General features: G+C 35.1%; 11 protein-coding genes. 10 read left to right on the forward strand and 1 reads right to left on the reverse strand.

What is annotated here, in order from left to right; all coding sequences use genetic code 11:
- The first annotated feature begins 26 nt into the window (after window positions 1-26).
- On the forward strand, window positions 27-2,294 hold the full coding sequence (locus CLU83_RS19935) for a glycoside hydrolase family 3 N-terminal domain-containing protein (protein ID WP_100433220.1): 2,268 nt from the start codon (window positions 27-29) through the stop codon (window positions 2,292-2,294).
- 231 nt (window positions 2,295-2,525) lie between these two features.
- The gene (locus CLU83_RS19940) at window positions 2,526-3,368 is read left to right on the forward strand and encodes an endonuclease/exonuclease/phosphatase family protein (protein ID WP_100433221.1); all 843 of its coding nucleotides are present in this window, start codon (window positions 2,526-2,528) and stop codon (window positions 3,366-3,368) included.
- Between the two features lie 112 nt (window positions 3,369-3,480).
- Here CLU83_RS19940 and CLU83_RS19945 read toward each other — a convergent pair whose 3' ends face one another.
- Entirely contained in the window at window positions 3,481-6,354 is a 2,874-nt protein-coding gene (locus CLU83_RS19945; protein ID WP_100433222.1) for a triple tyrosine motif-containing protein, read from the reverse strand.
- 359 nt (window positions 6,355-6,713) lie between these two features.
- Between CLU83_RS19945 and CLU83_RS19950 the strand changes: the two genes are divergently transcribed.
- The 8 genes from CLU83_RS19950 to CLU83_RS19985 all read left to right on the forward strand — a co-directional run bounded on the left by CLU83_RS19950 (window position 6,714) and on the right by CLU83_RS19985 (window position 21,909).
- Entirely contained in the window at window positions 6,714-9,824 is a 3,111-nt protein-coding gene (locus CLU83_RS19950) for a TonB-dependent receptor (protein ID WP_100433223.1), read from the forward strand.
- Window positions 9,825-9,839: 15 nt separating this feature from the next.
- Window positions 9,840-11,348 (forward strand): RagB/SusD family nutrient uptake outer membrane protein, encoded by a 1,509-nt coding sequence (locus CLU83_RS19955; protein ID WP_100433224.1) that lies wholly within the window; start codon window positions 9,840-9,842, stop codon window positions 11,346-11,348.
- Window positions 11,349-11,400: 52 nt separating this feature from the next.
- Complete coding sequence (locus CLU83_RS19960; RefSeq protein WP_157802151.1) at window positions 11,401-12,270, forward strand: hypothetical protein; 870 nt, start codon at window positions 11,401-11,403, stop codon at window positions 12,268-12,270.
- Between the two features lie 115 nt (window positions 12,271-12,385).
- Window positions 12,386-13,453: a glycoside hydrolase family 16 protein gene (locus tag CLU83_RS19965; protein ID WP_100433226.1), complete on the forward strand. Its 1,068-nt coding sequence runs from the start codon at window positions 12,386-12,388 to the stop codon at window positions 13,451-13,453.
- A gap of 307 nt (window positions 13,454-13,760) precedes the next feature.
- A complete protein-coding gene (locus tag CLU83_RS19970) occupies window positions 13,761-15,224 on the forward strand; it encodes a glycoside hydrolase family 30 beta sandwich domain-containing protein (protein WP_100433227.1) in 1,464 nt (487 codons plus the stop codon).
- A 172-nt stretch (window positions 15,225-15,396) separates the two neighbouring features.
- Complete coding sequence (locus tag CLU83_RS19975) at window positions 15,397-17,130, forward strand: cellulase family glycosylhydrolase (protein ID WP_198512315.1); 1,734 nt, start codon at window positions 15,397-15,399, stop codon at window positions 17,128-17,130.
- 41 nt (window positions 17,131-17,171) lie between these two features.
- Complete coding sequence (locus CLU83_RS19980; RefSeq protein ID WP_100433228.1) at window positions 17,172-19,391, forward strand: glycoside hydrolase family 3 N-terminal domain-containing protein; 2,220 nt, start codon at window positions 17,172-17,174, stop codon at window positions 19,389-19,391.
- A 610-nt stretch (window positions 19,392-20,001) separates the two neighbouring features.
- Entirely contained in the window at window positions 20,002-21,909 is a 1,908-nt protein-coding gene (locus tag CLU83_RS19985; protein WP_100433229.1) for a DUF4209 domain-containing protein, read from the forward strand.
- Window positions 21,910-21,929 lie beyond the last annotated feature (20 nt).

Genomic DNA, 21,929 nt, shown 5'->3' on the forward strand with positions numbered 1-21,929 from the left:
TTAGCATCTTCTGAAAAGTAATAAAAATGAAAAAGAAAGTTTTATTTATTTGCGCTTTGTCTTTTTACAGCGTATCGTGGTCGCAGACATCAAATGTTCAATTAGCCGAAATTAATTCTAAGGTTTCTGAATTGATTTCAAAAATGACTTTGGAGGAGAAAGTGGGTCAAATGACACAAATTACCGTTACGATATTTGAAAAAGAAGGCAAGAAAGGAATATTAGATCTGGAAAAATTAAAAGACGGAATTCAAGCCCACCATATTGGTTCGATATTGAATGTGCCGAATCCAGGCGCGCCAACTTTGCAAAAATGGCAGGAAACCATGAACACCATAACAAACGAAGCCAATAAATCTAGACTCAAAATTCCTATTTTATATGGTATTGATGCCATTCATGGAGCAAGTTATACGGCAGGAGCGACTTTGTTTCCACAGCAAATTGGTTTAGCGGCTACTTTTAATACTGATTTGGTAAAGAGAGGAGCACAAATTTCGGCTTATGAAACCAGAGCTTCTTCAATTCCTTGGGTTTTTTCGCCCGATTTAGATTTTCCTAGAAATCCCGCTTGGTCAAGAATGTGGGAATCTTTTGGAGAAGATGCGTATTTGTCATCTCAAATGGCTACGGCATTGGTTGATGGTTTTGAAGGAGATAATAATGTTGGTTCTAAATATAGTGTAGCGGCTTGTATGAAACATTACATTGGCTACGGAAGCACAACAACTGGGAAAGACAGAACGCCAAGTATTATTCCGGAACGTATTTTGAGACAATATGATTTGACCATTTATCAGGCAGCGATCAAAGCTGGCGCAAAAAGCGTGATGGTAAGTTCTGGAGAAATTAATGGAACTCCTGTGCATGCGAGCAAACATATCATTACCGATATTCTTAAAAACGAATTAGGATTTACGGGTGTAGTACTAACAGATTGGCAGGATATCATTTATTTGCACACTCGTCACAAAGTGGCAGAAACCAATAGAGATGCTGTGCGTATGGCTGTTTTGGCGGGAATTGATATGAGCATGGTTCCTGAGGATTATTCATTTTACACTGATTTAATAGATTTGGTTCAAAAAGGAGAAGTGCCAATGTCACGTATTGATGATGCGGTTTCTCGTATTTTAAAAATGAAATTCGAAATGAATCTGTTCCAAAATACAATTGCTAATTTAAAAGACTATCCAAAATTTGGTTCTGCTGAACATATTGAAGAAGCTTATAAAACTGCTGCTGAATCCATTACATTGCTAAAAAATAACAATGCAGTTTTGCCTTTAGATAAAAATGAAAAAATTTTAGTAACAGGAGCAACTGCCAACAGTATGAAATACTTGAACGGAGGCTGGTCTTACACTTGGCAAGGCGAAAATTCAGATACGTATGCAGCGGATAAATTTACCATTTTAGAAGCTTTCCAAAATAAATTAGGCAAAGAAAATGTATTGTACACAAAAGGAACCGAGTTGGGAACTGAAAATGATGCAGAAATTCAGAAAGCAGTAGATTTAGCCAAAAATGCTTCTAAAATTGTGTTGTGTCTGGGTGAAAAAAATTATACAGAAACACCAGGAAATATCAACGATTTATACATGAGTAAATCTCAAGTTAAGTTAGCATTGGCTTTAGCGAAATTGAACAAGCCTATTGTTTTGGTTTTAAACGAAGGAAGACCAAGGCTGATCAGCGATTTTGCAGATCAAATGAGTGCGATTTTACAATGTTACTTGCCAGGTAACGAGGGAGCAAGGGCTTTGGTTGATATTCTTTACGGTGATGTAAACCCAAGCGGAAGATTGCCTTATAATTACCCAAAATATCCAAATTCATTAGAAAAATACAATAGAAAATATACTGAAAGCATTGCTGAGGATGAACAGAATGACGATGCAAAATACGAAAAAAGCTATTCGCCGCAATTTGAATTCGGTTCAGGGTTGTCTTATACGACTTTTAATTATTCGAACTTAAAAATTGATAAAACTGAAATTTCAAGTTCTGATGAGGTAAATGTTTCGGTTACTGTTACAAACGTTGGAGACAAAGCTGGTAAAGAAACTGTTTTATTATACCTGACGGATAATTATGCGAGTATAACACCAGAATTTAAATCATTAAAAAGATTTCAAAAAATCAGCTTAGCTCCAAATGAATCAAAAACAGTGACTTTTACTTTGAATCAAAAAGATCTGCAGTTTGTAGATAATGATTTGAAATGGGTTTCAGAAAAAGGAACATTCACTGTTCGAATTGCCGATTTGAATCAAGATTTTTTATTGAAATAAGGAATAGCAAAAGCTGAAAATCTCAAAACAGAGAAACCATTAATTATCGCTTAATTTAAGGTTAAGCGATAATTTTCAATATAAAAATATGGTATTTTCCTGAGCGTTTAGCAGATGTTATGTTAGGGTTATCTAATTAATAATTTGGTCTGATTTTTTTCAATTTTAGAAGTTCATGTGTATAAATTGCATAAATTTATTTGATGAAATAAATCCCTAATAATTGAGAAAATGTTTGGAAAAAATATTGCTTTGCTAGTTTGTTTTGGTTTGATGAGCCATTTTTTGAATGCACAGACTTTAAAAATAATGACTTATAATATCCGTCTGGATGTTGCTTCGGATGGAGAAAATGACTGGACACATCGGAAAGATTTTTTTACTGGACAGCTTCAGTTTTATGCTCCGGATGTTTTTGGAGTTCAAGAGGCAAAACCAAATCAGGTATTGGATATCGCGGTGGCACTTCCGCAATACGGTTATGTAGGAATAGGAAGAGAAGGAATTGGAAAAGGAGAATCTTCGAATATTTTTTATGCTAAAGAAAAGTTTAAAGTATTAGAATCCAGTACTTTTTGGTTATCCGAAACACCGGATGTAATTTCAATGGGTTGGGATGCAGCCTGCAACAGAGTTTGTACGTATGCACTTTTAAAAAATGTGCAGAATAATAAGCTGATTTGGGTTTTTAATACTCATTTGGATCACATGGGCGAACAAGCCAGAACCAAAGGATTAGAATTGATTTTGTCAAGAATCGAAAAATTAAACAGCAAGAAGTATCCCGTGATTTTAATGGGAGATTTTAATTCGGAACCCGAGGCGGAGCGGATAATTGCTTTGAAAAACAGAATGAATGATTCCAGAACGATTTCGAAAGAAAAGCCTTTTGGGCCCTATGGAACTTTTAATGATTTTAAATACAATGAAGCAACTTCACTTTTGATAGATTACATTTTTTTATCCAAAGGTAAAGCTGTTACAGTTAATAAATATGCTGTTTTATCGGATGCTAAGGACTTGAAATATCCATCGGATCATTTTCCTGTTTTTGTCGAAATTAATTATGAATGAAGGTGTTTTGTTTAAGATAGAAAAAACAAAATAGCGAAGTGTCTTATCTGAGCATTAAAATTTCTGCATTAATTTAAGAGGCTGTTTCATGTGTGAGACAGCCCTTTTTTTTCTATTTTATACTCATAAAATACCCAATTAAATTTTCTTTCTGATTTAATTCCAGTTTTTTTCTTAATCGGTATCTGGCCAAATCTACTCCTCCTGTTGATATATTCATGAATTCAGCAATTTCTTTGGTAGACATATTCATTAATAAATAAGTAGCCAGATCCATTTCTCTCGGAGTAATGGAAGGGTGTTTTTCCTTTAATTTTTTCAGAAAATCGAAATGAACATTTTTTAGGTGTTTTTCAAGATCCTTCCAGCTTTTGTCGGTAGTGACTTCCTTGATGATACTTTTGTTTAGTTTGGTAAATTGAGTCTTTGCCGCTTCGTCAAACGAACTCGTGTTGATATCTCTCAGCCTTTGAATAATTCCGTTTAATATTTTATTTTTCTTTACTACCTGTAGCGTGTTGTTTACCAGCTCCTTGTCTTTGGATAATATCTTTATCTGTAATTTGTCATTTTCGAGTTTTTCAATTTCTTTTTCTAATTCATATTGTTCCAGCCTGATTTTAGTTTCTTTTTCTAAGTATAATCTTCGCTGTTCTAGCGTTTCAACATATTTATTTTTTCTTATTTTCATTCTTATGCGGAATCGGATGTAATAAACTAAACCAGTGGTCAGTAGTAAGTAAAAAAAGTAGGCTAATGAATGTCTGTACCATGGCGGGAATACTCTGAATTCAATTGAGGTTTCGTCCGATTGAATCCTAAAGCTGTTTCGTGCTTTTACTTTCATTTTATAATTACCTTCTTTTAAATTGGTATATTCTTTTATGGTGTTGTTAGACCAATCACTCCAATTTTCATCAAAGCCTTCCAGCTGATAGGAGAATTCAATGTTTTCTAGATTTTCGTATGAAGGGGATGAAAATGTAAACTTCACTTGATTTGAAGAATAAGGGAGTTCATATTTTTCAATTTTATCCTGCTTGTTTCCCAGATAAATGGTGTCACCGGGAAATGTAAAGCTTCTTATATGAGCAATGGGTTTTAATACAGATTTGGTTTCAATAGATGCATCATAATGTGCCAAACCATCTGTTAAGCCTATAAAAGTGTTTTTGGAATCAATAGTATTTATGGACATATAATTAGCTACTAATTTTCCGGTTAAGTTTGAAAACGGAGTTATGACATGTTTGTATTTACCGTTGCCTGCTTTTATAAGCGCTCCCATTGATTCGTTAAAGTTGTACCAAAGATTTCCATTAGTGTCTTCTGTCAGTTTTTTGATTTTTGGAATTGACTTGAAGATATTGGTCATTAGAACATTTTCTGTAAATGTGCCTTGTGTTCTTGAATACGTGTAAAAAATATTATTAGATTGAAAAAAAACTTTATTATTTATTTTTTGAAGACTTCCAGTACCAGAATTTTGTTCAGAAAATTGAGTAAAGGTTTTAACGGTGCTGGCTTTTCTTAAATCCTTATTCAGGACAATCTGATGTATGTATTGGTCTTTTTTTAACCACAAATAATCTTTATCAATTTCAAATGAATTGGATGATTTGTCGATGCCTTCTATTTTATTTCTGAATTTTATTCCTGAACCTGTCTTTTCAAAAACAGAAAACCCATTGTAATTTGCCCCTATAAAAAAGTTAGGATTATTAGGTATTGATTTAAACCCAAAGTATCCTTTGGGATCTAGATTTTTAATCATTTTTCCATTCTGTATAAGTAAAGCTCCTTTGTTGCTGGCACATATCAACTCGCCATTTATTATCTGAACATTCCATGCTTGGGTAGTAGTTCCTTCAATAAGCTTAAAAGAACCTTCTTTAAAATCGGTATCCCAAGGATGGTAAAAAACACCTTGATTGGTTGCAACATATAAATTGCCTTTATGCACAACAGAAGAATAAACGGTGCCTAAATTATAGCTGAATCCAAAATAAGTTAAAAAGGAGTTTTCGTTTACGTATGCAATTCCATTATCTAATCCCAGCCATAGATTATTGCTTTTGTCTATAAATGAAGTAAGAACCGTATTGTTTTGAAGCCCTTTGCTGCGGTCGATATGCTGTATAATATTTCCGTTTAGATCACAAATGATAATACCGTCAAGAACCGAGTTGATTACAACGTATTTGTTTTTATAAAGAATGCATCCTAGAGAACCATTCTTTTTTATAAAGGTATTGGCCTCTGTATTCCATGGAAGTGCCTGATTGTTTTTTATTATAAAAAGCCCTTTGTCTAAAGTTGCTGTTAAGATCCTATTCTTTTCTAATTCGATCATGCCCCAAACTTCAGAATTATTCAAAGCGTTTAGTCCTTTAAGATAATTCAGTCTGCCATTTTTATATTCTAAAATTCCGGATGAGATGTCCTGAATGTACAATCTGGAATTGGTCAGAAAAGAGAATTGAAATCTTTTTGGGGCATTTATGATTTTAACTTTATTGTTCTTGTAGATATAGATGTGGTCGAATGACTGAAAAATTACCTCATCTTTATAAAGGTGTATTTTCCAGATAAAGTCAATTATGCCTAATGTTTTTTTATCTAATGAATTGGAAATAGAAAAGTATTCGAGTTTTCCTTTTGAATTGGCTTTAAAATAACCAAACTCATTATAGCAGCCTACATATATTTTTCCGGATGAATCTACTTTTAAACATTTGATTGCATCAGAGTTTTTGGCTTTGTATGTATTCCACTTCGATCCGTCAAATTGCAAAAGACCGTCATTGTTTCCAAAATAGAGATTGCCATTTTTATCTTGGTCAATATTCCAGTTTTGTGTTCCTCCCTTGTAGTCTGTTCTGCTGTAATTTTTAATAAAGGGAAGGCCAATTTTTTTTACCTGTCCAAAAAACAGTATAGGCATGTTAAGTAAAATAAACAGTAAAAAATGTCTAGTCAATTTCATGTATGGTTCTTTTTTATTATTTGGAATTGTATATAATTTGATGTTATTATCTGAAGTATGATAAAGTGCCTTTTAGATGTCTTTTGTGCTGAATTTCACGGCTATTTTGCAGATTTTGAGCTAAAGTATCTAATTTATAGTAATTGTAATGATTTTTTTTAATTAATATTTTTTTAAGTAATGTTTTTTTGTTTTTAAAATATTCATAATCATGTAATTATATTTTTTTTGATAATATTTTGTAATACTGGTTTAGTGTGACTGATGTGATTTTGTAGTGATTATTAATTCTGAAATTAGGATTTTTAGATATACTATTGCATCAAATAACTAAATAATTAACCAAAATAATTAGAAAAATGAAATTATTAAAAGCATTTATTTTTTGTGTTTTGTCAGTCTTATTCTCAGTTTATGGGTATGCGCAGGAAGCATCCATTAACGGAAAAGTGATTGACGAGACGGGGATGCCAATTCCAGGGGCAACCATAGTTTTAAAAGGAACATCATCATCGGTAGCAACAGATTTTGATGGTAAATTCCAAATTAAAGCTCCTAAGAATGGAGTTTTGACAATCAGTTTTATAGGCTATAAAACTGTTGAGACTGCTATTAACGGTCAAACATCAGTGCAGGTAAAAATGTATGCTGCATCACAAGATTTAAATGAAGTTGTGGTAGTAGGATATGGTACCCAAAAGAAAAGCGTGACAACAGGTGCGATTTCAAGCGTAAGAGCCAGAGATCTGGAAAAAGTTCCAAATGGACGTATTGAACAAGCATTGCAGGGTAGAGTATCTGGAGTTACAATAGCCGCCAGTTCTGGTCAGCCGGGTTCTGCATCAACAATCCGTATTAGAGGTATAACTACTTTTGGCGAAGGAGGAAATGATCCGCTTTGGGTCGTAGATGGTGTGGTTGTAGATGCTGGAGGCATTGGTTACCTTAATCAATCGGATATTGAGTCTATGGAGGTTCTTAAAGATGCGGCTTCTGCTGCAATTTATGGAACTCGTGCTGCAACAGGCGTAATTCTTGTTACTACCAAAAAAGGAAAATCTGGAAAAATCACTGTTAATTACAATGGATTTGCCGGAGTTTCATCGCCTGCAAAAAAATTAGATTTATTAAACTCTACTCAATATGCGACTTTATTAAATGAGAAATCAGTTGCTGGGGGCGGAGCATTAATCTTTTCAGATCCTGCCGCATTAGGTAAGGGAACTGATTGGCAAAAAGCTATTTTCAACACAAGCGCTTTTCGTTATTCACATGAATTGAGTATTAGCGGAGGAAGCGATGTTTCAAACTTCTATGCTTCTTTTGGAGTTCAAGACCAAGAAGGGATTGTTTCTACTGAGATTTCAAATTATAACAAGAAGAGTTTCCGTTTGAATTCGACTCACAAAATATCCAAAGTATTCACTTTCGGACAGACTTTTGGTTTTACAAGACAAAAAAATGTTGGTATCGGTAATACCAATAGCGAATTTGGAGGCCCGCTAAGCTCTGCAATTAATTTAGATCCGACAACTCCAATTATTGAGACAGATCCAGTTTTGGCTAATTCAGCTCCATATAGCACAAATCCTGTAATCAGAGATGCAAACGGTAATCCTTACGGAATTTCCAGCTTAGTTGGTCAGGAGATGACTAATCCATTAGCGTATACTCAAACAAGACTGGGAGGTTACGGCTGGTCTGATGATTTAGTTGGAAATGCTTATTTGGAGGCAGCTGTTTCAAAACACTTCAAATTCAGAACAACATTTGGAGGTAAAATGGCGTATTGGGGGAGTCAGGGATTTACTCCAGTTTTTTATCTGAGTGCTACTTCGAACGTGCTTAAAAATAATTACGGACAAAGCGAAAACAGCAGTTTTGCATGGAATGTCGAAAATATTGCTACTTATTCCAATTCTTTTGGGGATAATAATTTAACTGTTTTATTAGGTCAAGGGGCTTATGTTGAGAATATTGGAGGTGGTTCAAGCGCCACAATGTATGGTTTGCCTATTACCAGCTATCAGGATGCTTCTTTTAACTTTGATATTCCTCAGGCAGATAGAAGCAGCGGTACTTATGATATGACGGAGCATAAATTAACCTCTTTATTTTCCCGTGTTAATTATGATTTTAAAGAAAAGTATTTATTAACCGGTATTATTCGCCGTGATGGATCTTCCCGTTTTGGAGCCAATCATAAATTTGGTGTTTTTCCTTCTTTTAATTTAGGATGGGTAGTTTCAAAAGAAGAGTTTTGGAAAGAGAATGAGGTAATTAATACTTTAAAAATTAGAGGAGGTTATGGTGTTGTTGGAAATGATGCTATTCCAAACTTTAGATACCTTTCTTTAGTAGAAGGCGGTTATAACTATTCTTTCGGTAATACAGGTGCAATCACTACCGGTTATGCAAACCTTACTTTGGATAATCCAGATTTGAGATGGGAAGAAACTTCTCAGGCAAACATTGGGTTTGAATCAAAATTTTTCAATGATCTAAGCCTTACCGTAGATGCTTATAATAAAAAAACTACAGGTATTTTACGTCCAATAAACATTCCGGGTTATGTTGGGGTTGTTTCAAATCCAACTGGAAATGTTGCTGATATGGAAAACAGAGGTATTGAGTTTGAGTTAGGATACAGAAAACAATTGGGCGATTTTAATTTTTCAGCAAGTGCAAATTTAGCTTATTTAGAAAATGAAGTAACCTATGTAGCTTCTGATTCAAATTATATTACTGGAGATGCGTCTTTCCAATCTATGGGAGCAGTAACCAGAACTCAAGTAGGTCAATCGTATAATTCATTCTATGGATTAAAAACAGCTGGAATTTTTCAAAATCAAGCAGAAGTTGATGCTTATAAAAATACTTCAGGCGGTTTAATCCAGCCAAATGCACGTCCGGGAGATTTCCGTTGGATTGATACTGACGGCAATGGATCTATCAATGACGATGACAAACAGTTCTTAGGAAGCAATATCCCGAAATACACATTTGGCTTTACATTAAACTTGGATTATAAAAACTTTGATTTTATGGCATTTGCTCAAGGAGCATCAGGAAATAAAATTTTCCAAGGTTTAAGAAGATTAGATATCGGAAACGCAAATTATCAAACTGAAGCTTTGGGACGCTGGACTGGTGAAGGAACATCTAATGATTATCCAAGACTAACATCTAATGATACTAATGGAAACTTTGGTAAGATGTCAGATTTCTACTTGGAAAATGGAGATTATTTACGTTTAAAAATAGTTCAATTTGGTTATTCATTACCAGCAAATGTAGTTTCTCAAATAGGAGCAAGTAAAGTCCGCTTTTACTTAACAGGTGAGAACTTGTTCACTTTGACTAAATATACTGGATATGATCCGGAAATTGGCGGAGGTGTATTTGGAATAGACAAAGGAGTTTATCCACAGGCAAGAACATTCATGTTTGGAGCTAATCTACAATTTTAATAAAATTAAAGAATTATGAAAACGATAAAATATAAATACTTTTTTATAGCAATAGCAATGATTTCTTTAGGGTCTTGCTCTGAAGATTTTGTGGAGGTAACACCAAAAGGATCTTTTCTTTCGGATAATTATTATTCAAATGAAGGACAGGCTACAGCCGCACTTGTTGGGGTTTATGATCCGATCAGAAAAAATTCGGGCGGTTTTGAAAATATAATCGCAATGATGAATGCAGGATCTGATGATTTCTATGCAGGCGGAGGCGGTGCTACAGACGGAGATGGAATTCAAAATTTTTCGAAGCATTCCCTTTCTTCAACCAGCATTCCAGGCAGTTTTTGGAATGACCATTATCAAGGAATTTTCAGAGCCAATACATTACTTGTAAAATTGCCGGATGTTGATATGTCCGATGCTTTAAAAGCTAGATTTACGGCTGAGTCAAAAGCTTTGCGTGCGATTTATTATTTCAATTTGGTGCGTATGTTTAAGAACATTCCATTATTGTTACAACCGCTGACTGCTACGAATATGTATGATGCAGAACAGGCAGCTCCTGAAGCGGTTTATGCTCAAATTGAAAAAGATCTGACTGAAGCAATTCCTTCTTTGCCTGCATCAGTTCCTGCCAGTACTGAATCTGGCCGTCTTACAAAAGGTGCTGCTCAGGCTATGCTTGGAAAAGTATATTTATTTGAAGGTAAAAAAACGGAAGCGGCAGCGGTTTTGGCTCAGGTAAACGGTACTCCGGGTGCAGCGAATCAATATGGAAATAAATTATTGACCAATTTTAATGATTTATGGGTTGTTTCGAATAAGTTCAACACAGAATCGCTTATTGAAGAGTCTCATACAAGTGCAGGAAATTCTGATTGGGGATTTTGGGGTTCAGGTCGAGATGAAGGAAATTCATTGAATGTAATGGTAGGACCTAGAAGTTATTCAAAACCAGCTGCATCACCAGCTCCAGATTTACCGTCAGGATGGAGTTTTAATATTATAACACAAGATTTATATGATGCGCTTAAACCAGATCCAAGATTCGGAGCTACAATATTAGATGTTAAGGCATTGAAAGCTGCAGGTGAAGCAGATTATATAGGAGGATATCAGGATACAGGCTATTTCTTAAATAAATTCCTTCCTCGTAAAACTGATGTTCGTACTGGCGGCGGTGCAGCCGAATTAAATTACAAGCAAAATACATATATCATAAGACTTGCCGATACTTATTTAATGGAAGCAGAAGCATTAGGTTCTGGAACCAGAGCGCAAGCATTGCTTGATGCTGTGAGAGCAAGAGTTGGTCTGCCTTCCGTTCCGGTTACGCTTCAAGCTATCAAAAAAGAAAGAAGAATGGAATTTGCAGGTGAAGGACTTAGATTCTTTGACTTAGTAAGATGGGGAGATGCTGCTGCTGTTTTAGCCAATAGAGGTTTTAATGCAGGTGTAGATGAAATTTTCCCTATCCCAACCAGAGAACTTCAAGGTACTAAATTGAAACAAAACCCGGGCTATAATTAAAAGCTGAGGTTGGTTCAAAATCCAAATTATTAATATTAAAAACACACATATTATGAATATAAAAGTAATATTGAACAGATACATTTATCTAATGTTGTCTATTATAACATTAAGTTCATTAGGAAGCTGCCAGTCTGAAGATATCGGAGACAATGGATTGTCAGATGTGAATGTAGATCCCTCTTTTACAGTTACAGCTGTAGACGGTTCTGCTAATAAATTTATTTTGACTGCTCAGACAAAAGATGTACTGGGTTCCAAATGGGACATGGGTGATGGAGCAGGAATGGCTGCTGGTAAAATGACAGAAACTGTTTTTCTTCCTGATGCCGGGACTTATACCATTACACATGGTGCTATTGGCCGAGGAGGAATTGTAAAAACTGCAACTAAACAGATTGTTGTAGCTGCTCCGGATCCAGTGGCAGGAAATATCCTTAAAGGAGGAAGATTAACTAATAGCGATGACTGGTCTAAATGGACAGTTACAAATCCAGCTTCTAGCGCCAGTATTGTTTTTGGAAGCGGTTGGGCTACTTTGACAGCAAGCGGTTGGGCAGGTAACGGAATATATCAGGCAATTAGTGTTGTAGCAGGAAAAAAATACGTAATCGATATGGTTACTTCTTCAACAACAGGCTGCAGTAATACTTGGTTAGAAGTGTATTGCGGATATTCTGCGCCAGTAACAGGAACTGATTATTCCGAAGGAGGAAAATTAAGAGCTTTAAGTACTTGGGACGGTTGTGCTACAGCAGCTTTTTCAGGGAAAATTTCAGTTGTGGGCTGTAAGCCAGAAAACAATTTAGGAATCTTCACAGCTACTAAGACAGGTACAGCTTATCTAGTAATAAGAGGTGGTGGCGAAGATATGAAGGCTGGTATTAAAATTCAAAATATTGAAATGAGACCGTCTTTGTAATTGTTTTAATTAAAGAAATTAATTAGTAGTTAGTTAGGTTGAGTTGGTAGAATGGCTCATTCTCTATGATTATGGGCCATTTTTTAAGTGGAATGTTTTAACGAATAGTAAAAAAATGAAAAAATATCTTTCTAGAATTAATTTAGTTATTGTGCTGAACTGCTTTCTGTTTATTTCCTGCAGCGGTTCAAATTCAGACGAGCCGGCAGCTGAAAATAAAGCACCAGAAAACTTAAAAGTTACAGCCACAATTGTTGGGGCTTCAGTGCAAAATCCAAATGGAGATGGAACCGGTGTGGTAAATTTTACTTTATCGGCAGCAAATGCAACATCATATAAAATTACTCTTGGAAATGGAGAAACAAAGGAAGTGACAAACGGCAGTTTTTCGTACACTTATACGGCATCGGGTGCTAATACTTATGTGTTATATGTGTCTGCTTATAATGCTGGAAAATTTGTCAGCACCTCACTCTCTATTACCGTTTTGGTAGAATCCAAGTTAATTTGGTCTGATGAATTTAATACTGATGGCGCACCAGATGCTTCCAAATGGACTTTCCAAATTTGGGATCCTGGGAATGTTAACAGCGAACTTCAGTCGTATACCAATCGTCCTGAAAACACAATTGTTCAAGGCGGTGTTTTGAAAATAAAAGCCATCAGAGAAAAATACGGAAAGGGAGACTTCACTTCTGGAAGATTAGAATCCAATGGAAAATTTGATTTTACTTATGGCAAAATAGTGATTAGAGCAAAACTGCCTACTGGAGTTGGAACTTGGCCTGCAGTTTGGATGCTGGGCAGTAATATTGGCAGTGTTGGATGGCCTGCATGCGGCGAAGTTGATATTTTAGAATCAGTTGGAAAAGAGATGAATGTCAATCATTCATCGTTGCACTCTCCTGGGCGTTCAGGAGCTACTCCAGATACAGGAACTATAAACGTACCAAATGATAATACCGAATTCCATATTTATACCGCAGATTGGAGAGCAGGCTATATAAAGTTTTATGTAGATGACAAGCTGTATTACACTTTTGTAAATTCAGATAAATTCCCTTTCAACAAAAACTTTTATCTAATTGTCAATTTTGCTATGGGGGGAGTTTGGGGAGGTCCTGTAGATCCAAATTTTACATCTTCAACTTTTGAGGTGGATTATATTAGAGTGTATAACTAAGGAACAATTATCTCCAACGGTTGAAACCTTTGTCTATAGTTAAAGCCTAGATTTTTTTTGAATGATGGCAAAAAAGCCCAATCTTTCCTTTTAGCCCCGATTGCAGTGGAAATCCTTATGGCCCGGGGTTCGGGACATAAGATTGTAACGGAAAGCGGGACGATACTTGCTGAAAAAGCCCAATCTTTCTGCTCCAAAAATTAATAATTAGCCTTCAGGTTATCAAGAATAGAAAATTAAATAACAATAATTCAGAGTCCAAAACAGATCATTATCCAGTTTTTGTCGAATTAATTACAAATAAATAATGAAAAAAATACATCAATTAGGCCAGCTGTTTTTCATAATAGCTTTTTCAGCAATACACATCAGCTGTTCCTCTTCGAATGATGGAGGCGGTTCACCAGATCCAATTCCTACGACACCTCCAGTAGCAAAAAATGAAGTTGATTTTTGGCTTACGACAGGAAATCAATCAGCACTTTTGAAAAAACAGACAAGTGTTTTAGCTTTTGGGAACAAGGCAAATATTTATCCAAGTATTGAAATTAATGAGACTCAAAAGTATCAGACTATTGATGGCTTTGGATTTACATTGACTGGCGGAAGTGCACAAGTGATTAATCAATTGACTGCGCAGAAAAAGAAAGACTTATTGCAGGAATTGTTTGGTTCAGGCGATAATTCTATTGGATTGAGCTATTTGAGAATCAGTATCGGAGCTTCCGATTTGAATGCTGCTCCTTTTACTTATGACGATATGCCAACAGGACAGACAGATATTAGTCTGGCTAATTTTAGTCTGGCTCCTGATATGACCGATTTGATTCCGCTGCTGAAAGAAATTCTGGCGATTAATCCTAATATCAAAATAATGGGTTCTCCTTGGTCTGCACCGCTTTGGATGAAAGACAATAATAATTTTGTCGGCGGGAGTTTACAGCCTAAATATTATGAAGTATATGCTCAGTATTTTGTAAAATTCATTCAAAAAATGAAAGCTGAAGGAATTGTAATTGATGCAGTTACTCCACAAAACGAGCCTTTACACGGGGGTAACAATCCGAGTATGGTAATGACTGCTCTGCAGCAGGCCGATTTTATAAAAAATAATTTGGGCCCGGCATTTAAATCTGCCAATATTGTTACAAAGATTATTTCTTATGATCATAATTGCGATAACCCCCAATATCCGATTACGATTTTAAAAGATGCCGCAGCTTACCCTTTTGTAACTGGTTCAGCATTTCATTTGTACGGAGGTGATATCAGCGCACTTTCTACCGTTCATGATGCATTCCCGGATAAAGATGTTTATTTTACGGAGCAGTATACTTCATCTACAGGCGCATTTGACGGAGATTTAAAATGGCAGACTAAAAATGTAATTATCGGATCAATGCGCAATTGGAGTAAAAACGCACTGCAGTGGAATCTTGCCAATGACGGTTCTTTTGGTCCTCATACAGATGGAGGATGTACAACCTGTAAAGGAGCAATAACAATAAACAGCAGTGAATCATTGAGCCGTAATGTCGGGTATTATGCAGCAGCTCATGCGTCCAAGTTTGTGCCTGCGGGTTCTGTTAGAATTGGAAGTGCTGTTGTAGGCAATCTGCATAATGTTGCTTTCAAAACTCCTGAAGGGAAAAAAGTATTACTGGTTGTAAATGATGGAAATGCTACCGAATTATTTAATGTTAAATACAACGGAAAATGGATTACTACTTCACTGGAAGGGGGAGCTGTAGGAACCTATATTTGGCAATAGGGTATCAAAAAAACAAAAAATGATCACCTTACAGATTATAAAAAAATAACGGCCGCCGTATTAGTACAGGCTTACGACTCTGCCTAATGCAATACAGACTTTGGTGTACTAATTTTAAATCGGCTTAACCTCTTTTTCCTAATTTTGATAACATTCAAATTTATAGTTAATAATGATAAAAAAAATAATAGTATTTTCTTTTTTGTGTTTTGTCACTGCTTCATTTGGGCAGGGTTTTTTGCATAGGGACGGACAAAATATTGTGGACGGAAATGGTAAAAATGTAGTTTTGCGCGGTTTAGGTTTAGGCGGCTGGATGGTACAGGAAGGATATATGATTCAAACAGGTGCTTTTGCCGGATCACAATATAAAATCAAGCAAAAAATTACTGATCTGATTGGTAAGGAAGCTACCGAAGAATTCTATAAAGCATACAAAACTAACGGAATCACAAAGAGAGATATTGACTCTTTGGCAGCATGGGGATTTAACTCCATCCGTTTGCCAATGCATTACAATTTATACACTCCAGCAATCGAAAACGAAAAAAATGGCCAAATTATTTGGTTAGAGGAAGGTTTTAAAATGACCGATGATTTAGTAAAATGGTGTGCTGCCAATAAAATATATTTAATCTTAGACTTGCACGCTGCTCCTGGAGGCCAAGGGAAAGATGCTGCAATATCAGACTACGATGATTCAAAACCATCACTCTGGGAGAGTACTGCAAATCAAGATAAAATGGTGGCGCTTTGGGAAAAATTAGCCCAGCGTTATAAAGACAATCCGTGGATAGGAGGTTATGATATTATCAATGAACCCAACTGGAATTTTACTGGAACTAATCAAAACGGCTGTGATGAAACATCAAACGCTCCTTTGAGAGCGCTGCAGCTTAGAATCACAAAAGCTATTAGAACTATTGATGACAATCATTTAATTATCATTGAAGGAAATTGCTGGGGAAATAATTACAGCGGAATATTCCCGCTTTGGGATGAAAATATGGCGCTGAGTTTTCATAAATATTGGAATAACAATGATACAGCTTCTATTCAGACTATGCTAAATTACAGAACACAATATAATGTGCCAATTTGGTTGGGCGAAAGCGGAGAAAATTCTAATGTGTGGTTTGAAGAAGCCATTTCATTAATGGAATCCAATAACATAGGCTGGGCTTTCTGGCCAATAAAAAAAATTGAAAATTTAGCAGGAGTAACTTCGGTTACAAAACCAGCAGGCTACGATAAAATATTAGAGTATTGGAAAAATGGAGGCGAAAAACCAAATTCTGATTTTGCAAAAAAAGTACTAATGCAAACGGCTGCCAATTATAAAATAGACCATCTTACTATAAGACATGATGTGATTGATGCCATGTTTAGACAAGTACAAACCAATGATACCAAAAAATATAAAAACCATCAGCTTCCAGGAAGAGTATATGCGACCGAGTATGATTTAGGTCAAAACGGTTATGCTTATTCGGATAAAGATATTGCCAATTATGACGGAACTAAATTTACGCAATGGAATAAAGGTGGAAAAATGAGAAACGATGGGGTTGATATTGAATCCTGTACAGATAAAGAAACCAACGGTTTTCAAGTCTCTTTCATTGAAGATAAAGAATGGCTGCAGTTTACTGTTGATGTAAAAAAAGAAGCAAACTTTGATGTTGAAGTTCGATATTCAAGCGAAAAAGCAGGTGGAAAAATATATTTGGAACAAGATGGCAATAGAATTTCTGAATCAATAAATCTTCCCATTTCGGGAGGATTAACGACTTGGAAAACAGTTACAATTAAAAATGTTACCCTCAAGCAGGGCGTAAATAAAATTCGTGTTAACTTTGAAGGTGGGAATTTTAATCTTAATTTTCTGGAATTTAAAAAGCACTAAAACTAAAATAGTGCATTTCAATTGAATATAAAATTTGTAAAATGAAAAAAACAGCTACACTACTATTAGTATTCGTTTCTTTTTTTGCTTTTTCACAGCAGCAAACCATAGATCAAAAAGTTGAAGCCTTATTGAAGAAAATGACTTTGGAAGAAAAAATCGGGCAGATGAACCAATACACAGGTGACAATACTGTTACGGGGCCAATTACCATTAATGTTAATAAACAAAGCGAAATCAAAAAAGGCTTAATTGGTTCGATGCTGAATATCATGGGTACAAAATACACAAGACAGTACCAAGATTTAGCAATGCAGTCGCGTTTGAAAATTCCGTTGTTATTTGGTTTGGATGTAATTCATGGCTACAAAACTACATTTCCAATTCCACTAGCCGAAGCGGCAAGCTGGGATTTGTCTGCGATTGAACTTTCAGCCAGAATTGCTGCTACCGAAGCCGCTGCTTCTGGAATTCACTGGACATTTGCTCCAATGGTTGATATTTCTCGTGACCCGCGTTGGGGCAGAGTGATGGAAGGTGCTGGAGAAGATACCTATTTAGGATCCAAAATTGCGTATGCAAGAGTTAAAGGATTTCAAGGAAATTTAGGCGATGTAAATTCGGTTATGGCATGCGTAAAACATTTTGCCGCTTATGGAGCAGCAATTGGCGGACGCGATTACAACTCGGTTGACATGAGTAACAGAATGCTTTGGGAAACGTATTTGCCTCCTTACAAATCGGCACTAGATGCGGGAGCGGCTACTTTTATGAATTCGTTCAACGATCTAAACGGAATACCAGCCACAGGAAACAGTTATTTATTGAGAGACATCCTGAAAGGCAAATGGAATTTTCAGGGTTTTGTAGTTTCCGATTGGGGCTCTATTGGTGAAATGGTGAATCACGGTTACGTAAAAGACAATAAAGAAGCTGCTCTTGCATCCATAACCGCAGGAAGTGACATGGATATGGAAAGCAATGCCTATCGCTATAATTTGGAGCAATTGGTAAAAGAAAACAAAGTTCCTGTAGCTTTAATCGATGACGCTGTAAAAAGAATTTTGCGCAAGAAATTCGAAATGGGATTGTTTGATGATCCCTATAAATTCTGCAGTCCGGAAAGGGAACAAGCAGCATTAAATAATCCGGAACATACCAAAGCGGCAAGAGCGATGGCTGCAAAAAGTATTGTCCTGCTGAAAAACGAAAGAGATGTTCTGCCACTTTCGAAAGGGCTAAAAACAATTGCATTTATTGGACCAATGGTAAAATCGAAAAGAGACAATCACGGATTTTGGGCTGTAGATGTAAAAGATGTTGATTCGACTTATATCGTTTCACAATGGGAAGGCTTGGAGAATAAAGTAGGCAAAAGAACCAAAATTTTATATGCCAAAGGCTGTGGTGTTGAAGACAAAAGCAAAGAAGGTTTTGCAGATGCGCTGCATGTTGCCAGCCAAGCTAAGGTTATTATTTTGAGTATTGGAGAAAATTTCAATAAAAGCGGGGAAGCCAAAAGCAAAAGCAATCTGCAGTTGCCAGGCGTTCAGGAGGAACTGATTAAGGAGCTTCAAAAAACTGGGAAGCCAATCGTTATTTTGATTAATGCGGGAAGACCGCTTGTTTTTAATTGGATTGCCGATAATATGCCAACCATTGTCTACACGTGGTGGCTGGGATCAGAAGCTGGAAATGCCATTGCCGATGTGCTTTTTGGCGATTATAATCCATCAGGAAAACTGCCAATGACTTTCCCTAGAACCGAAGGGCAGATTCCAATTTACTACAACCATTTCAATACAGGAAGGCCTTCTGTCAATGAAGATAAAAATTACAAATCGGCTTACATCGATTTGCCAACGACACCTAAATTTCCATTTGGATACGGATTAAGCTATACCACTTTTGAATATTCAAATTTGAAATTGTCCAAAAAAGCAATAAAAAATAATGAAACAATTACCGTTTCCGTAAACATAACCAATACAGGAAGTGTGAAAGGGGAGGAAGTGGTTCAATTGTATTTGAGAGACAGAGTAGGTTCTGTAGTTCGCCCGATAATCGAGCTGAAAGATTTTCAGAAAATCATATTGAATCGCGGAGAAACAAAAACAATTCAGTTTACAATTGACAATCAAAAATTGTCGTTTTACAACAACGCATTAGAGTTTGTTTCAGAACCTGGCGATTTTGATTTAATGATTGGTTCCTCCTCGGCCGATATCCGTTTGAAAGACAGTTTTGAATTGGTGAAATAAACCTGCTTTATTTTGATATAGAAAAGCGATACCATTATTTAGGATGGTATCGCTTTTTTTGTGAAAGGAATAAGGAGCATAAATTTCCGTTTCTTCATCAGCATCACTCCTGCTGTCCGCTGTATTCCCGTCTCGTCCAAAAAGACGAGACGGGAGATGTCGCTTCCATCAGGGCTAGTTTACGGGTTTAGTTTTTCATAATAAATTTTAAAAAGAGACATACGCACTGCAACCAAGCAACTCTCGCTGGTGCTCGTTTGCAACGAGTACCTACTTAAATTAGAGAACAGATTGTAGCGTTTGCAACGCGGGTTGCTAAAAACTGAAGCTGTTACATTAGCGAGAGATTCTAAAACCTTCATTGTAATCTTTTTATATGAGTTGCGTTGCAAACGCTTTATTTAAGTTCATGGAGTAAGTAGGTACTCGTTGCAAACGAGCACCAGAGGACGCTGTGTGATGATTTGTAATAAAAATATTAATTATATATTTGTTGTAATACGTTACATATTAGCGACTATAATATTCAAAATTGAGTGGATTTTATCTATTTTGTAGCGGAGTATGTATAAATTGGGGTTAATGTTATCACAGAAATAAAACACAGACTATGAATGAACTTGAACAATTTTATGAAAAACTAAATAAAAGTGATTACGATCATCGCTCAAGTCACGATATAAATTCTGAATTACAAAAAATTTCAACTATACTAAACGAAAAAAAAGATTATAAAACTCTAGAAATTTCAGAATTAGAGAGACAAGCTTTTTCAATTACAAAATCTTTCAACAAAGTTGAGGATTCCGACAAAGGAACTATTAATGGATTGAGTTGGAAAATGTCAGGAACTCAAACTTTTGAGGATGGTTCAACTGGATCATTATATTGGCCTGACGTAAGAAACTTAAAGAATGATGATTTTCAATATTTCGAAAATAGATATAAGACCTGTGAAAATTTGTATGCTAAAACAGAATTCGGTCTTTTAATGTATTTTGGAACTCAAACAGCATACTCAAAACATATTGATTTTAAAAAATCTCTTTTTAAAGACCTTTTTGATTTAAGTCAATATTATTTAAACAAAGCTAAAAAGCCAGATGATAAAAACCATTACATATTAGACTATTATACCACTTTTAAAAATGCATTTTTAATCGCTTATAAATCCAAATTAATAGAGGAACTCGAGCAAATAGTAAAATCAGTTTCTGAAACACATAATGGATGGGATATAAGAATGGATGGCACACTTCGTGTACTAATTGATTTGTCTAGTTTAACATCTGAATATTTTAAAGTTTTCAAAGATAAAGTTGATTATAATAAAATTTTACTTAAAAATAAACAAGGAGCGGAAGAAATAGAAAAAAATCATATATGGGGTGCAATTTATGTAACTAATGCTAATATTGAAATCGCTAAAAAAACAAATAAACAGATTGATAGCTTTTTAGAATACAAAGCCGAACTTTATCTTAAACTTTCTGATGATGCCGAGAAAGGTGGAAATATGGCAGCTGTTACTTTTACTGAAAATGCTTTAAGAATTTATCAACAAGTAAAAAATAAAGAAAGAGTAACAGAAGTTGAAAAAAAATACTCAGAACAAAGAGGGAAGTTTAAATTAGCTACAATTCGGCAGGATTTTCCAAAAGAACATACAGATAAAATAACCCAAAATATTAAAGAAACTGTATCTGCAGTAAATGAAAATGATATTATTCACTATCTCATAATAACACCTTGGTATAATAAAATTGAGAGCATTAAATTAATGGCGAATGACACTAAAAAAAGAAGTCTTTTAAAGTCATTATTTAGCTCTTCCATTTTGGATAAATACGGTAATACTATAGATACTTTTAATACTGAAGAAGAAAAAGATGCCTTCAATTTTTGGCAGTCATATGGTTATAATTTTCAAATTGGAACTCAAACGATGTACCAATTTTTTATAGAAGCATTTAAAGCTGGAAAAATAAGTTACAATTCAATTTTAATGTATTTAGAACAGACCTGGTTTAATGAACCCATAATAAGAAATTATAATGGAGAAGCATTTGGGATACTTCCAATCGATTTGATAAAACCCGGTATAAAAAGAATGTTTATAGAACTAGATTCTTTCTATGCTGACAATGATTATGAATTAGACTATGTGACTATTGTTGATAGCTTGGTCTTAAAGATTGAAACCCTAATCAGAAATTTTTGTGAAAAAATCGGAATAGCTACTTTTAAAACGAGGCAAAAAGGCAATGACAAATTGGTAATGGAGAAATTATTAGATGATTTACTTGCCGATGTTAAAAGTTCAGATATTAATCATACTGGTTTTGATGAAGAAGACAGGATTTTTATCAAATATGTTTTATCTGAAAAAGCTGGATTAAATTTAAGAAACCAAGTAGCTCATGGATTAATGGATATAAACGAATATTCTTTGGATAACATTATTGTAATATTGTCTATAATACTTAAAATCAGTAAATATTCATTTACTAAAAAATAAAATATTGAGTACACAAAACA

This window comes from Flavobacterium sp. 1, assembly GCF_002797935.1.
Taxonomy (GTDB): domain Bacteria; phylum Bacteroidota; class Bacteroidia; order Flavobacteriales; family Flavobacteriaceae; genus Flavobacterium.

What these genes read in the sequence shown, in the direction of transcription:
- CLU83_RS19935 (WP_100433220.1), top strand. Translation starts at nt 27, where the DNA reads ATGAAAAAGAAAGTTTTATTTATTTGCGCTTTGTCTTTTTACAGCGTA.
- CLU83_RS19945 (WP_100433222.1), bottom strand. Translation starts at nt 6,354, where the DNA reads ATGAAATTGACTAGACATTTTTTACTGTTTATTTTACTTAACATGCCT.
- CLU83_RS19985 (WP_100433229.1), top strand. Translation starts at nt 20,002, where the DNA reads ATGAATGAACTTGAACAATTTTATGAAAAACTAAATAAAAGTGATTAC.
- CLU83_RS19970 (WP_100433227.1), top strand. Translation starts at nt 13,761, where the DNA reads ATGAAAAAAATACATCAATTAGGCCAGCTGTTTTTCATAATAGCTTTT.
- CLU83_RS19950 (WP_100433223.1), top strand. Translation starts at nt 6,714, where the DNA reads ATGAAATTATTAAAAGCATTTATTTTTTGTGTTTTGTCAGTCTTATTC.
- CLU83_RS19960 (WP_157802151.1), top strand. Translation starts at nt 11,401, where the DNA reads ATGAATATAAAAGTAATATTGAACAGATACATTTATCTAATGTTGTCT.
- CLU83_RS19940 (WP_100433221.1), top strand. Translation starts at nt 2,526, where the DNA reads ATGTTTGGAAAAAATATTGCTTTGCTAGTTTGTTTTGGTTTGATGAGC.
- CLU83_RS19965 (WP_100433226.1), top strand. Translation starts at nt 12,386, where the DNA reads ATGAAAAAATATCTTTCTAGAATTAATTTAGTTATTGTGCTGAACTGC.
- CLU83_RS19955 (WP_100433224.1), top strand. Translation starts at nt 9,840, where the DNA reads ATGAAAACGATAAAATATAAATACTTTTTTATAGCAATAGCAATGATT.
- CLU83_RS19975 (WP_198512315.1), top strand. Translation starts at nt 15,397, where the DNA reads ATGATAAAAAAAATAATAGTATTTTCTTTTTTGTGTTTTGTCACTGCT.
- CLU83_RS19980 (WP_100433228.1), top strand. Translation starts at nt 17,172, where the DNA reads ATGAAAAAAACAGCTACACTACTATTAGTATTCGTTTCTTTTTTTGCT.